This window comes from Asticcacaulis aquaticus, assembly GCF_028550415.1.
Taxonomy (GTDB): Bacteria; Pseudomonadota; Alphaproteobacteria; order Caulobacterales; family Caulobacteraceae; genus Asticcacaulis; species Asticcacaulis aquaticus.
In genome coordinates this window covers 16,502-30,137 of the sequence record NZ_JAQQKX010000020.1, presented here as the reverse complement: position 1 = coordinate 30,137, position 13,636 = coordinate 16,502, and the positions used below count along the sequence as shown (strand labels likewise).

10 protein-coding genes are annotated in these 13,636 nt (G+C 61.2%); 3 read left to right on the top strand and 7 right to left on the bottom strand.

Annotated elements, in window-relative coordinates; all coding sequences use genetic code 11:
* Positions 1-37 precede the first annotated feature (37 nt).
* From PQU92_RS17520 to carA, 5 genes are all read right to left on the bottom strand, one after another.
* A complete protein-coding gene (locus PQU92_RS17520) occupies positions 38-1,084 on the bottom strand; it encodes a mitochondrial fission ELM1 family protein (RefSeq protein WP_272749596.1) in 1,047 nt (348 codons plus the stop codon).
* Between the two features lie 63 nt (positions 1,085-1,147).
* Entirely contained in the window at positions 1,148-1,621 is a 474-nt protein-coding gene (gene greA / locus PQU92_RS17515; protein ID WP_272749595.1) for a transcription elongation factor GreA, read from the bottom strand.
* A gap of 213 nt (positions 1,622-1,834) precedes the next feature.
* Positions 1,835-4,075 (bottom strand): DUF6311 domain-containing protein, encoded by a 2,241-nt coding sequence (locus PQU92_RS17510; RefSeq protein WP_272749594.1) that lies wholly within the window; start codon positions 4,073-4,075, stop codon positions 1,835-1,837.
* Positions 4,076-4,253: 178 nt separating this feature from the next.
* Positions 4,254-7,553, bottom strand: a complete 3,300-nt coding sequence (gene carB, locus PQU92_RS17505; RefSeq protein WP_272749593.1) for a carbamoyl-phosphate synthase large subunit — start codon at positions 7,551-7,553, stop codon at positions 4,254-4,256.
* Between the two features lie 406 nt (positions 7,554-7,959).
* Positions 7,960-9,132 (bottom strand): glutamine-hydrolyzing carbamoyl-phosphate synthase small subunit, encoded by a 1,173-nt coding sequence (carA, locus tag PQU92_RS17500; RefSeq protein ID WP_272749592.1) that lies wholly within the window; start codon positions 9,130-9,132, stop codon positions 7,960-7,962.
* 265 nt (positions 9,133-9,397) lie between these two features.
* Between carA and PQU92_RS17495 the strand changes: the two genes are divergently transcribed.
* Positions 9,398-9,586, top strand: a complete 189-nt coding sequence (locus PQU92_RS17495) for a hypothetical protein (protein ID WP_272749591.1) — start codon at positions 9,398-9,400, stop codon at positions 9,584-9,586.
* Here the strand turns inward: PQU92_RS17495 and PQU92_RS17490 are convergent.
* Both PQU92_RS17490 and PQU92_RS17485 read right to left on the bottom strand, forming a co-directional pair.
* Positions 9,583-9,723 (bottom strand): hypothetical protein, encoded by a 141-nt coding sequence (locus PQU92_RS17490; protein ID WP_272749590.1) that lies wholly within the window; start codon positions 9,721-9,723, stop codon positions 9,583-9,585. The genes PQU92_RS17495 and PQU92_RS17490 overlap by 4 nt on opposite strands.
* A gap of 80 nt (positions 9,724-9,803) precedes the next feature.
* On the bottom strand, positions 9,804-10,841 hold the full coding sequence (locus PQU92_RS17485; RefSeq protein ID WP_272749589.1) for a glycoside hydrolase family 43 protein: 1,038 nt from the start codon (positions 10,839-10,841) through the stop codon (positions 9,804-9,806).
* Positions 10,842-11,062: 221 nt separating this feature from the next.
* Here PQU92_RS17485 and PQU92_RS17480 point away from each other — a divergent pair, with 221 nt between their 5' ends.
* Complete coding sequence (locus tag PQU92_RS17480) at positions 11,063-12,127, top strand: LacI family DNA-binding transcriptional regulator (RefSeq protein WP_272749588.1); 1,065 nt, start codon at positions 11,063-11,065, stop codon at positions 12,125-12,127.
* A 337-nt stretch (positions 12,128-12,464) separates the two neighbouring features.
* On the top strand, positions 12,465-13,625 hold the full coding sequence (locus PQU92_RS17475; RefSeq protein ID WP_272749587.1) for a fumarylacetoacetate hydrolase family protein: 1,161 nt from the start codon (positions 12,465-12,467) through the stop codon (positions 13,623-13,625).
* Positions 13,626-13,636 lie beyond the last annotated feature (11 nt).

Genomic DNA, 13,636 nt, shown 5'->3' with positions numbered 1-13,636 from the left:
AATATCGGCCCTTAGATAATCACCGCGCCGCCGCTTGTCACCCTTTTGCGCGGCGGTCCGGGTGTTTTTCGGCATAAAGCGCCAGCACGGCCTCGGCGGCGCGGCGCGTTTCATTCAGCGGCGTATATTTCCATTGGCGCAGCTCGCCCGACCACGGACGGGCGGCACCATAATCCTGCAATCCCTGATGAAAGCGCCCGAACTTGGCGCCGGAACCGCGCGCATCCATGCTGAGGATATGGACCGGTTTGCCGGTGGCGCTGGCCTCGGCGGCCATATTGACGGAATCCTCGGTCACCATCAGGAAATCGGCGGCGTTGAGAAAGGCGAAATAGGGGTTCTCACCCTTGCCGTCGTAAAGAATGCCCGGCAGGTCTTTCAGCCCCTCCATCAGCACCTTACGCGCATCGTCGGGCGTGCGGCGCGACACGCTAAGGAGCAGGGTGGCTTTCTTGCTTTTGACGGCGATGCGAATCTGCTGAACGAGGGCTTCGGCGCGCTCGGCGCTGATCGTATGGCTCTTCGACTTGCCGCCGATCAGGACGGTGAGGAAGGGGCCGTCAAAGGCGGACAGGCGCTCTGCCCACGGCGCGGCTTCGCGTTTGAGGCGTTCCGGCGTCACGCGGTGGGTCGAACCTTGAATCGACAGGACGTTATCGCCCTTCACCTGATCGTGCAGGGGGGCAATGACCATGTCGAAGCGTTTGGAGGCTTCGCGCGGGTCCTGAAGCTGCACGACGAGGGTCTGGCCGTTGCTCAGTTTTTTGACGCGCTTCGAATGGGGCAGGGTGGCGCGTCCGGCGGCGATCCAGATATCGGGCCAAGGACGGCCGACGGGGTCGGAATCGCGTTTCAGCATCAGGTGCGGAAACAGGCGCAGAAAGGTCGGCCAGCGATCGAACATCCGGCGGTAGCGAATATGGCGCACCACGACATTGGCCGGGGTCAGGTCGGCAATGGCTTCGGCAAGACCCAGAACCTGATTATGGATACCCGCGCGCCCGTCCGATACCGCCCAGACGACCAGTTGGCCGTGCCGGGGGATTTTCAGGGAGTCTTCGGTGGTAATGGGTGCGTTGAGCAATTGCCCCTCATCCGCCGCTGTGCGGCACCTTCTCCCCGTAGAACGGGGAGAAGGGAAATCGAATTAGATCCATTCGACCTTGAGGATTTCGTAGGCCTTCACGCCTGCGGGCGTCGTCACTTCGACCACGTCGCCGACTTCCTTGCCGATCATGGCGCGCGACAGCGGCGAGGTCAGCGAAATCTTGCCCGACTTCACATCGGCCTCGTGCTCGCCGACGACCTGATAGCGGCCCTCTTCCTCGGTGTCTTCATCGACCACGGTGACGGTCGCGCCGAACTTGATGTTCTGACCCGACAGTTTCGATACGTCGATCACCTGAGCGCGGCTGATCTTGTCCTCGATCTCGGCGATCTGACCTTCGATCCAGCCCTGACGCTCCTTGGCGGCGTGATATTCAGCGTTTTCCGAAAGATCGCCGTGCGAACGGGCTTCGGCAATGGCGGCGATCACGGACGGACGCTCGACCTGCTTCAAACGCTTAAGTTCATCGTCGAGGGCCTGATAGCCCGCGCCGGTCATCGGCACTTTTTCCATGTGCGATTGTTTTCTTAATTACACCCTGAGTGAAGACAAAAAAATCAACGGCGGTCGAGGGTGCCTGCGACCGGTTGACGAAAGATAGATACGGTTTTTACCCGGCGCAAGATGGCTTCGCCTATAATCGGCATAGCTTTCCCTTGCGTTCGGGGGGCGTCTTATATCCCGTTTCGTGCACGGATTAAACCCCCTATTTCAAGGCGGCTTTCCTTACGGTTTCGCGGGTGTTTTGACCGCCTGCTGACCCGCCGCGATACCGGGGGACTCGGTTTGCACCGCTGCCTTGATGTCTTTTTGCGCCTCGGCGATTTTCGCCTGTTTTTCCGCCTCGGCCTTTTCGCGCACGGCGGCGTCCTCAAGGGTCAGGCGGAACAGCTTCATCCCCAGCAGGCGCTCGTCGTCGCCGCGGCCGACATCCTTGAGCGACAGGGGGTCGTGGATGAGGAAGGTGACCTTCATATCCTTGCGATTGAAGACCGACGGTGGCAGGGGAATGTCCTGATAGGAGCGTATTTTTTCGAGTTCCATCGTGCCGCGCTTGACGCCGTTGATGAGGACATCGACGGTCATCGGGCGATAGAAGCTCTTGGCGACCATGCGAAGCGACGGCTTGACCGGACGGATGTCGTTTTCGAACTGAATCTCCTGAATCGGGATGACCATTTCGGCGCGTTTACCCAACGTCCAGGCGCCGTCGCCTTCGGGCGGGGCCCAGTTCTTGTCGAGCAGACACGAACCCTGATTGAGGAAGCCCAGACCCATACGCGCCTTGATCGGCTTCCATTCGGGGTGATCCAGCGGCAGGTGGCGCATCGAGGCCGGCGGGATGATCCATACGCCGTCTACTTCGCGCATCAGTGGTTGCAGATTGGCCGGGGCCAGACACTGATTGAGGAAGACGTACAGGTTGTCGTTATTGATCTCGCCGTTGAGATAGGCTTCGCGGCCCTTGAGTTCGATCGCGCGCTGGCCGACGTTTTCGCGGGCCATGTACATGGTGTTGACCGGCTTCTTCTGAGAGACCGCGCGCCAGGTGATCTCATAGAACAGCTTGTCGTTCAGATGGACCTGCGCGGGGTAGAAATCGACGCCCTTCGCCCCGGAAATCAGCTTGTCCCACAGGGGATCGGGCGCCTGATCGTAGATGACGGTCGAACGCGCCAGTTCGGTCTGGGCGCGCATGGCGGCGATGAAGCCCTGCAGGTCGATCAGTTGAATGACGATCACGGCGGGCAGGGCGACCTGCATGATCTTGGGCCGCGACTTATAGACGATGACCAGCGCGATCAGCATCAGAGTATAGGCGATCGGCCAGAAGAACCGGCCCGACGCGCGCAGCACCGCCAGCTTTTCGAGCACGTAGGGCGGCAGCGGGATGTTGAGCAGGGTAATGTCGTAAAACTGCACGTGGTTGGACAGGGCGATGACCAGCAAGCAGACGAAGGGAATGATCAGCGGCTTGCAGCTATCGATGAACGGCCGCGCCTGCCGGGCGGAGAAGGTGATCTGATACAGCAGCAGCGCGCCGATCAGCAGGCCCAGAATGCCGAGGCCCATATACTGGAAACCTTCGAAATACTGCCCCATGTCCTGAGGGTGCGAGCGGATGAAGAAGGAGAAGTCGGGCTGCACCGGATTGATCGGCGCATCCAGGCCCATCGAGTAGAACCCGTAGCCCTTGGCTTCGGCAGAAGAGCCGGAATAGGCACCGGAAATGCCCAGCGCAATCATCGGGCAGGCGAAGATCAGGGCGCAGTCGCGGATAATGATCAGGATCTGTTTGCGGTCCAGCGCCTTCGCGGCAGGAATGAATTTGCGCAGGACGTCGCCGCCCCAGACGGCGGCCATCATGAACAGCATGTAGGGATGAAGGAAACCGGTAACGCCGAGCGACGCCGCGTACCACCAGTTCTTATGCTTCTCGTTCTTGACGTTGAAGAAGATCCACAGGGTCCACAGAATGAGGAAGTGTGCGACCAGCGTATCGTGGCGCATACGGTAGTAGAGCGCCGGCAGCAGGGTCATGATGACTGCCCCGGCCAGCGCGGCCCACGGCCCCGGTGCGTGCGGACGCACCAGCCGGTAACCAAAGAAGAACTGCATGGCGACGCACAGGCCGAACCACGGGCCAATAAACTGGAAATTATCCGGCAGGATCGGGCTCAGGGCCTTGAAGATGAACGAGAAAAACGGATTGGAATCCGTATAGATAATCGAAATCCCCGTCGGCCAGGCCAGCAGATTCTGATAGTTGAACGGCCACGCCCACGGCACGTTACGGAAGGCGTGCCAGCCCAGCACGTGCTGACCCCAGTCTTCGTCCAGCAGCCAGCCGATGCGCGTCGGGTCGAGAATCTCCACGTGGAAGAACAGGCAGAACAGAGCAATGGGAGCGGCGACCGTCAGGACGCGGCGCAGCCATTTCAGGGCTTCCGGGAGATAGGTGGGCATGCGGGACGTGTGGCTCTATCGGAAATAAAAAGGGATAGGTGCGGCGCATCATAGCGAAATCGGTGCGCATCACAAGTTGCGTGATCAAACGTTAAAAGAGGGCAAAATTCGGGCGGCCGACAAAAATATACCTCCCCGATTGTGTCGGGGAGGTATGGGGCAGAGCTTTGAGGGCGGCTTACGCGTAGGCCTGAATGGATCGCACGTCGAGGCCATCCCTGGCGCCCGCCGCGATGGCGCGGACGGCGGCCACGGCGCCGTTGGCGGTGGTATAGTAGGGCACCTTAGACATCAGGGCCGTGCGGCGGATCGAGAACGAGTCGAGGATGGCCTGCTTGCCTTCGGTGGTGTTGAAGACCAGCGCGATCTCCCCGTTCTTGATGGCGTCCTGAATGTTCGGACGGCCTTCGAGCACCTTCTTGATCGTCTCGACGCTGACGCCCTGTTGGGCCAGATAGTCGGCGGTGCCGACCGTGGCGCAGACCTCGAAGCCGAGGCCGAGCAGGGTGCGGATCGACTCGACGATCAGCGGCTTGTCCTGATCCTTGACCGAGACGAAGACCTTACCGGCGGTCGGCAGTTGCACGCCTGCGCCCTGTTGCGATTTGGCAAAGGCACGCGAGAAGGCGTCGATCATCTCTTCGCCGTCGCGGACCCAGTCGAGGCCCATGACTTCGCCGGTCGAGCGCATCTCAGGCCCAAGCACCGTGTCGACATTGGCGAAGCGCGCGAACGGGAAGACGGCTTCCTTCACTGCGACGTGCTTGTAGTCGCGCGCCGTCAGGCCGAAGGTCGACAGAGGCTCATTGGCCATGACCTTGGCGGCGATGGCGGCCAGCGGTTGACCCAACGTTTTTGCCACGAACGGCACGGTGCGCGAGGCGCGTGGATTGACCTCAAGGACGTAGATCTTCGGGTCGGTATAGGGATTCATGATGGCGAACTGCACGTTCATCAGACCCTTGACGTTCAGGGCCTTGGCCAGTTCGATCGTCTGGCGTTCCAGTTCCTTGACGGTTTCGGCTTTTAGCGAGAAGGGGGGCAGCGAACAGGCCGAGTCGCCTGAATGGACGCCCGCTTCTTCGATGTGCTCCATGATCCCGGCGACGAACACATCACCCGACCCGTCGGCCAGCGCGTCGGCATCGACTTCGATGGCGGCCGAGAGATACTGGTCGATCAGGACCGGCGAGTCGCCCGACACCTGCACGGCTTCACGCACGTAACGGGTCAGTTGCTCGTCGTCGCGGATGATTTCCATGGCGCGGCCGCCCAGCACGTAGGACGGGCGGATGACGATCGGGTAGCCGACTTCGTGGGCGGCCTTGAAGGCCTCTTCCGGCGTGCGGGCGATGGCGTTGACCGGCTGGGTCAGGCCAATGTTCTTCAGCAGTTGCTGGAAGCGCTCGCGGTCTTCGGCCAGATCGATGGCGTCCGGCGAGGTGCCGAGGATGGGGATGCCTTCGTCCTCAAGCGCCTGCGCCAGTTTGAGCGGCGTCTGGCCGCCGAACTGAACCACCACACCGGCCAGTTCACCGGTCGACTGCTCGACGGCGATCAGCTCCAGCACGTCTTCGGCGGTCAGGGGTTCGAAATAGAGGCGATCCGACGTGTCGTAGTCGGTCGAGACGGTTTCCGGGTTGCAGTTGACCATGATCGCCTCGATGCCCATGTCCTTGAAGGCAAAGGCGGCGTGGCAGCAGCAATAGTCGAACTCGATGCCCTGACCGATCCGGTTCGGACCGCCGCCGAGGATGATGGCCTTCTTGCGATTGGTCGGCTCGGCTTCGTTTTCCGGCACCTGACCAAGCGCGCCCGACTCGTAGGTCGAATACATATAGGCGGTGGATGAGGCGAATTCGGCAGCGCAGGTGTCGATGCGCTTGAACACCGGGCGCACGGTCAGGCCGCGACGATGGGCGCGGACGTCCTTTTCGGTTGCACCCGTCAGCTTGGCCAGACGCACGTCGGAGAAACCGAGCGCCTTCAAGCTGCGCAGTTCGTGCGCGGTCTTGGGCAGGCCCAGCGCGCCGATCTTCGATTCTTCGGCGACGATGGTTTCGATCTGACGCAGGAACCACGGCTCATAGGCACAGGCGGCGTTGATTTCCTCGACGCTCAGGCCGTGGCGGAAGGCTTGAGCGATGACGCGCAGGCGGTCCGGCGTCGGACGGCCCAGTTCGCGCACAACGGCGTCCTTGATGCCCTGGGTGTCGGTGGCGGTCTTGACGCCCGCGATCTCGACCTCGTCGAAGCCCGACAGGCCGGTTTCCAGCCCGCGCAGGGCCTTCTGCACCGACTCGGCGAAGGTGCGGCCGATGGCCATGACTTCGCCGACCGACTTCATCGAGGTGCCCAGCAGGGGCTCGGAGCCGGGGTACTTTTCAAACGCAAACCGCGGGATCTTGGTGACGACGTAATCGATCGACGGCTCGAACGAGGCGGGCGTGACCTTGGTGATGTCGTTGGTCAGTTCATCGAGCGTATAGCCGACGGCCAACTTGGCGGCGATCTTGGCGATCGGGAAGCCGGTGGCCTTAGACGCCAGCGCCGAGGAGCGCGACACGCGCGGATTCATCTCGATGACGATCATGCGGCCATCGGCGGGGTTGAGCGCGAACTGCACGTTCGAGCCGCCGGTTTCGACGCCGATTTCACGCAGCACGGCCAGCGAGGCCGAGCGCATGATCTGGTATTCCTTGTCGGTCAGGGTCAGGGCCGGGGCCACCGTGATCGAGTCGCCGGTGTGGACGCCCATCGGGTCGACGTTTTCGATCGAGCAGACGATGATGCAGTTGTCCGCCTTGTCGCGGACGACTTCCATCTCGTATTCCTTCCAGCCGACGATCGACTCTTCGATCAGGACTTCGGTGGTGGGCGACAGGTCGAGGCCGCGCAGGACGATGTCGCGGAACTCTTCCTGATTATAGGCGATGCCGCCGCCGGTCCCGGCCAGCGTGAACGACGGACGGATGACGGCGGGCAGGCCGCCGATGGCCTTGAGGCCCTCGACCGCTTCGTCCCAGGTATGGGCGACGGCGGAGCGGGCCGATTCGAGGCCCAGCTTGTCCATGGCGTCGCGGAACTTCTGACGGTCTTCGGCCTTGTCGATGACCTCGGCCTTCGCGCCGATCATTTCGACATTGTACTTTTTCAGCACGCCCGAGGCGTCGAGCGCCAGCGCGGTATTGAGCGCGGTCTGACCGCCCATGGTCGGGAGCAGCGCGTCCGGGCGCTCCTTGGCGATGATCTTTTCGACGAATTCCGGGGTGATCGGCTCGATATAGGTCGCATCGGCCACGTTCGGATCGGTCATGATCGTGGCGGGGTTGGAGTTGACGAGGACGATGCGGTAGCCCTCTTCGCGCAGGGCCTTACAGGCCTGCACGCCGGAATAGTCGAACTCGCAGGCCTGACCGATGACGATGGGGCCCGCGCCGATAATCAGGATGGTCTTGATGTCTGTACGCTTGGGCATGTCTCGGTCTCTCGTCTTTATGTGCGTCTATCGCGCGCGGTAAGTTTCGGGCAGCGCGCAAGGCGCGGCTGTCCGGTGAGGGTGTGAGCTGTTAAGCTCTCATTATATTTTCAGGCTAAGCGGGTGCTTTAGAGGCTTAAGGCAGGGGATGCAAGTGCGAATTTGAACATCTTTTCCCACACTCGGAAGCACGGTGAAATCTATGCCTTTTCATACCTCCCTGCACTTCAGTGCGGGGAGGGGGACCGCGCCCGGAGGGCGGGGTGGTGGGGTGTCTTTCGGAGTTTCAGTAGCCACGGTCGTGCGTTAAAGAAAGCAAGAACCCCCACCACCGCATCTAGCTTGCTACGCAAGCGTCGTGCGGTCCCCCTCCCCAACAAGTTGGGGAGGTATAAAAAGCGAGGATTTAAGCACTTACCTTCGCGTCGCGCATGTGCTGGGCGAAGCGCTCGAACAGATAGAGCGAATCGACCGGGCCGGGCGAGGCTTCGGGGTGGTGCTGGACGCTGAATACCGGCGCATTCGCCAGAGCGATGCCGCAGTTGGTGCCGTCGAACAGCGAGACGTGCGTTTCGACCACGCCTTCGGGCAGCGAGTCGCGATCGACTGCGAAGCCGTGGTTCATCGAGACGATCTCGACCTTGTTCGTCGTGACGTCCTTGACCGGATGGTTGGCACCGTGGTGCCCCTGTTCCATCTTGACGGTCTTCGCACCCAAAGCGAGGGCCAGCATCTGGTGGCCGAGGCAGATGCCGAACACCGGCAGTCCAGCATCGACCAGTTTTTTGATTTCCGGCACGGCGTAGGCACCCGTGGCCGCCGGATCGCCGGGGCCGTTCGACAGCAGGACGCCATCGGGCTTCATCGCCAGAATCTCTTCGGCGGTGGTCTTGGCCGGGACGATCTTTACGCTTGCACCAACGCTGATCAGGGCGCGCAGGATGTTCTGCTTGACGCCGTAGTCGATGACGACGACGTTGAAATCTTTTTTCTGGCCGTCCTTATGACCTTCGGCCCATTTCCACAGATCCGAGGTGTAGGTCGAGGACTGCGCCGAGGTGGCGTCGAGCGCCAGATCGAGCCCGACGAGGCCCGCCCAGTCGGCGGCCTTCTTCGTCAAGGCGGCGATGTCGAACTTGCCTTCCGGATCGTGGGCGATGACGCCGTGCGGCATACCCTTTTCACGGATGCGCTTGGTCAGGGCGCGCGTGTCGATCCCGGCCAGACCGACCACGCCGCGCGAGGCCATCCAGTCGTTGAAGCTCATCGCCGAGCGCCAGTTGGCGGGCGGGGTCGGCACGTCGCGGAAGATCGCACCCTTGGCCGCGCGCTTGGGGTCGTCCCCCAACTGCTCGACGTCTTCCGGATTGACGCCGACATTACCGACGTGTGGGAAGGTGAAGGCGACGATCTGGTCCATATAGGACGGGTCGGTGAGGATTTCCTGATAGCCGGTCATGGCTGTGTTGAAACAGACCTCACCCAGCGCATCGCCGGTGGCGCCGCAGCCGATGCCCTGAAACACGGTGCCGTCGGCCAGAACCAGAACCGCCGTAACGCCGGGTAATAGATCAGTCATGGTGAAAACTCCTGTGAAGGGCAAAGGTCGGGCAGGCTTGCGGATAAACGGCGGCACACATAGGGATTTGAGCCCGGGGGGTCAATGACCAATCTTAAGTTTTCGGTCACGATTGCAGATCGCATGTAAGCGATAATTACAGAGGTGGGGAAAAGGCGGTCCTTCGCCTCATTGCGGCTGCATTTCGCCGCCACTTAGTCACACTTTCTCAAAGGCTTTTGAGGCGGGGGGCACAGATCATAAATCTGCCTGCAACGGAGCGCCTATGTATCGCATCTTCTTTCTGACCGCCGAAGAGACCGAAGTGACCTCGGTGCCGTGGGGTTCGGACCTGACACTGGCTATCGACCACGCGAAGAATCACCTGCCGGCGCATGGTCGCTGGCACGGGGCGACGCAGGTGCGCATCTACGACATGAAAAGCCAGCAGCTTGTTTATCAGTACCCGGTTTAGCGTCTGAGCTGCCCGTTCCGGTCCATGCCGAGCCAGGCATAGACATCGAAAGCCTTGCGCGGTGGCTGCGGCCTGACCTCCACGGCCGCCAGGTAGGCACGCAAGGCGGACTTATAGGCGGTGAGGGTCTCGGGCATATCGGTGCGTTTCCCGTTGCTTTTGTTAACGCTTATTAACCATGTTTTGCCCGTTTCGCCAGTCAGGATTTCGAATCCGGTTACGGTTTAAACGGGGCGAGCGGCGTCTTGTCGAAATCGAGGTCGGTCCGTTGCCGGATCAGTTCAATGGACATGCCGGTGTCGCGCACCTCGTAAAGATAGCCGCGGGCGTTCTTGAACGGGCGGTGGACAATCAGCATCAGTTGACCATCGAAGGTCTTGAACAGCATGCCGTGGCCGGAGCCCTTATCCAGCAGCATCGGTAGTTGTTCCCACGGTCCGAAGAGGTCACCCGACTTCGACCGCGCCAGGGTCTGGATATAGCCATCCTTGCCCCAGCTGGACCACAGCATCATCAGAGCGCCGTCCGACGTGCGGTACAGTTCCGGACCGTCGGTGACGACATTCGTCCCCTGCTGCGGCACGGCCCACGGCGAGGCGGAACCCTTGAACAGGGTTTTGGGCGGCCCCTTGGCCGACAGATCGGCATTGAGCGGCAGGGCCTCCATCGTGCCGACGCCGGTCTGAATCCATTCGTGAGCAAAGACCATCCACGGCTCGCCCTTCGGATCGACATACAGCGTGCCATCGAGCGTCATCAGGTCCTTCGAGGCCACCGGCTCACCGTCGCGGACCAGCGTGAACGGTCCGGCGGGCGTGTCAGCGACGCCCAGAACGGTGCCACGGCGATAGAGCGGTTTCGCGGACGTGCTGCCGGGCAGGGGCATCTGTTCGTTATGCAGGGTGACGAACAGATAATATTTCCCTTGCCAAGAATGCACTTCGGGGGCCCACGCCCCGGCATTGGCCCAGATCGTGTCGGGCAGGGTGAACACGACGGACGGCTTCGTCCAGTGGATCAGGTCGTGCGAGCGATAGGCCATGATGCCGATGCCCTTCTGACCCGACATGCGCTCGCGGTTGGAGGTATAAAGATAATAGGTTCGGGGCGCCGCGTCGGCGACGATCCATGGATCGTGCAGCGGCATGTCGGGCAGGGTCAGGGGCGCCGTGTCCTGCGCAACCAGGGATGTGGTGAGGGTGGACGGCACAGCCAGGGCGGCGGCCATATGCAGAAGGGTGCGGCGAGTGCTCATGAATATCCTTGTGTATCCGTGGTATAACGTCGGCGCCCACCTGAATCCGGCGCGTCAAAAAGACAGAGGATTTCATAAATGGCTTTATTTTCATATGTGAAAATAAAATCGTGGCTCTTTACGCCATTATATTGAATATGCGACTATAACTCCGAAATTCGGCCGGAGCCGCAGGCGAATCACGCCTCGCTTACGGTCGTTGAAAAAAGAGGATCGGGCCATTGGCGCGTAAGGTCAGCCGCCGGGGCGGTAATATCGTTACCATTCATGATGTCGCCCGCCACGTCGGCGTGTCGCCGATGACCGTGTCGCGCGTCATCAACGGCGAAAAGAACGTCCGTGAAGAAACCCGCCAGAAGGTGATGGAGGCGGTCGAGGCACTGAACTATACGCCCAATCTGGCCGCCCGTTCGCTGGCGTCGCAGGATTCGTCTCGCATTGCTCTGATCTATTCCAACCCGTCGATGTCGTTCCTGTCGGAACTTCTGCTCGGCATCCTCGAACAAAGCTCGCAAAGCGGGTGTCAGCTCACCATCGAAAGCTGCGACGGCCCTGAGGGCGTGGCGGATGTGCTGGACAAGCTGAAGGCGACGGGTGTCGACGGTGTCGTTCTGCCGCCACCGCTGTCGGACTCGTCGCGGGTCGCCAAGGCGCTCAAGGACATGAAGCTGCCATTCGTCGGCGTGGCCACGTCGCGGCCATCGCCCGACGCCCCGTCGGTCAGCGTCGACGACTTCAAGGCGGCCTTCGCCATGACATCGCGCCTGATCCAACTGGGCCATCGGCGGATCGGCTTCATCAAGGGCAACCCGAACTCCTATTACAGCCAGCTACGTTACGAAGGCTATGTCGCTGCCCTGGCCAAGGCGGGACTCATGGCCGAGGAGACGCTGGTCGGGCAGGGGTACTTCACCTACCGGTCGGGATTCGATGCGGCTGAAACCCTGTTGGTGCGCGCCGATCGCCCTACGGCGGTCTTTGCCTCGAACGACGACATGGCGGCCGGGGCCGTGGCGACGGCGCATCGTCTGGGCCTCGATGTGCCGCGCGATGTGACGATCGTCGGTTTCGATGACACCTCCATGGCGTCGTCAGTGTGGCCGGAACTGACCACCGTGCGTCAGCCGATTTCGGACATGGCGGCGCTGGCACTGAAGCTGCTGCTGGACCAGATCAAGACTCGTCGCGCGGGTCAGACCTATGCGCCGGTGCATGAAATTCGCGATTTCTCCATCGTCGAGCGTCAGTCTTCGGCCCCTCTGGGCGAGGCATCGACGACCGAATAGCGTAAAGCGCATTTCCGATCCAAACAGATCGAAATTTTTGTTAATCTGTTGTTTTGTTATGCTTTTGTTCCAAAAAGCCGTCAGGTGCTTTTGGGAACGCACTCTAATTTGTGTGATAAAGAATGTAAGGGCTTGACAAGGCGGCTGCGGCCTGAAAATGGTAGCGCTATCAATGCGTATCTACGACTTTGGTAGGGGGCAGGGATGGACACAATTATAAGCCCGGTGTTTTGTGGAGCATCAGGCACATACAGGTCGAGTTGAAATCGTTGTTTCCCCTATGCCTGAACTGACACGGCAAAGGGTTAAACCCATTGAACAGGTGAGTCTTTAAATCATGACCGACTTTCTGCCCGAAGATTGGCGCAGCGCCACATTGGTGGGTCGTTTTCTTCTGCCGGAAGGGCCGACGCCGGTCCTGGTGAAAAACGGCGAGGTATTCGACATGAGCGCCGTGGCGCCGACTGTGGCGCAGCTTCTGGCCGTTTGGCCGGAAACCGGCGTGGCATCTGGCGGCAAATCGCTCGGTTCGCTGGACGATTTTACCTTCAACAAGGTGTGGGAAGGCGAGAGCGCGCTTTTGTCGCCGATCGATCTTCAGGTGGTCAAGGCGGCGGGTGTGACCTTCGCCGTGTCGGCGGTCGAACGCGTCATCGAGGAGCGCGCCCGCGGCGATTTCAACAAGGCTCAGGCCATCCGCGACGATCTGGCGGCGCGCGTTGGCGGCGATATCCGTTCGGTCGTGCCGGGCACGGATGCGGCGGCAAAGCTGAAAGACGCCCTGATCACGGACGGCCTGTGGTCGCAGTACCTTGAGGTCGCCATCGGCCCGGACGCCGAGGTCTTCACCAAGTCGCCGGTCCTGTCCTCGGTCGGCTGGGGTGAAGAGGTCGGCGTGCGTTCGGATTCGACGTGGAACAACCCCGAACCGGAAGTCGTGATGGTGGTGGACCCGAAGGGCCGCGCCGTGGGCGCGACGCTGGGTAACGACGTCAATCTGCGCTGCTTCGAAGGCCGCTCGGCGCTGCTGCTGGGTAAGGCCAAGGACAATAATGCGTCGTGCGCGCTGGGGCCGTTCATCCGCCTGTTCGACGATAATTTCACCCTTGATGACGTGCGCGCCGCCGTGCTGGATCTGCGCATCGACGGGCCGGAAGGCTATGTCCTTGAGGGCCGCTCCTCGATGGACCAGATTAGCCGTGATCCGCTGGAACTGATCCGTCAGGCCTTGTCCGAGCATCACTATCCCGACGGTTTTGTCCTGATGCTGGGGACGTTGTTTGCGCCGACCCAGGATCGCGACACGCCGGGCCGCGGCTTTACGCACAAGGTCGGTGACGTCGTTTCGGTCTCGACGCCGAAGCTGGGCAAGCTGGAAAACCGCGTCACCACGTCGAAGGACGCCCGCGCCTGGACCTTCGGTATTGTCGCCCTGATGCAAAATCTGGCCCAGCGTGGCCTTCTGAAATCCGCCGCTGCCCGCGCAGACGCTGCTTAAGAATAGAGAAT

Bases quoted from the DNA above. Each gene is read 5' to 3' on its own strand.
- carA (WP_272749592.1), bottom strand. From the start codon at position 9,132: ATGACTGATCTATTACCCGGCGTTACGGCGGTTCTGGTTCTGGCCGAC.
- PQU92_RS17485 (WP_272749589.1), bottom strand. From the start codon at position 10,841: ATGAGCACTCGCCGCACCCTTCTGCATATGGCCGCCGCCCTGGCTGTG.
- PQU92_RS17495 (WP_272749591.1), top strand. From the start codon at position 9,398: ATGTATCGCATCTTCTTTCTGACCGCCGAAGAGACCGAAGTGACCTCG.
- PQU92_RS17510 (WP_272749594.1), bottom strand. From the start codon at position 4,075: ATGCCCACCTATCTCCCGGAAGCCCTGAAATGGCTGCGCCGCGTCCTG.
- PQU92_RS17475 (WP_272749587.1), top strand. From the start codon at position 12,465: ATGACCGACTTTCTGCCCGAAGATTGGCGCAGCGCCACATTGGTGGGT.
- carB (WP_272749593.1), bottom strand. From the start codon at position 7,553: ATGCCCAAGCGTACAGACATCAAGACCATCCTGATTATCGGCGCGGGC.
- greA (WP_272749595.1), bottom strand. From the start codon at position 1,621: ATGGAAAAAGTGCCGATGACCGGCGCGGGCTATCAGGCCCTCGACGAT.
- PQU92_RS17490 (WP_272749590.1), bottom strand. From the start codon at position 9,723: ATGCCCGAGACCCTCACCGCCTATAAGTCCGCCTTGCGTGCCTACCTG.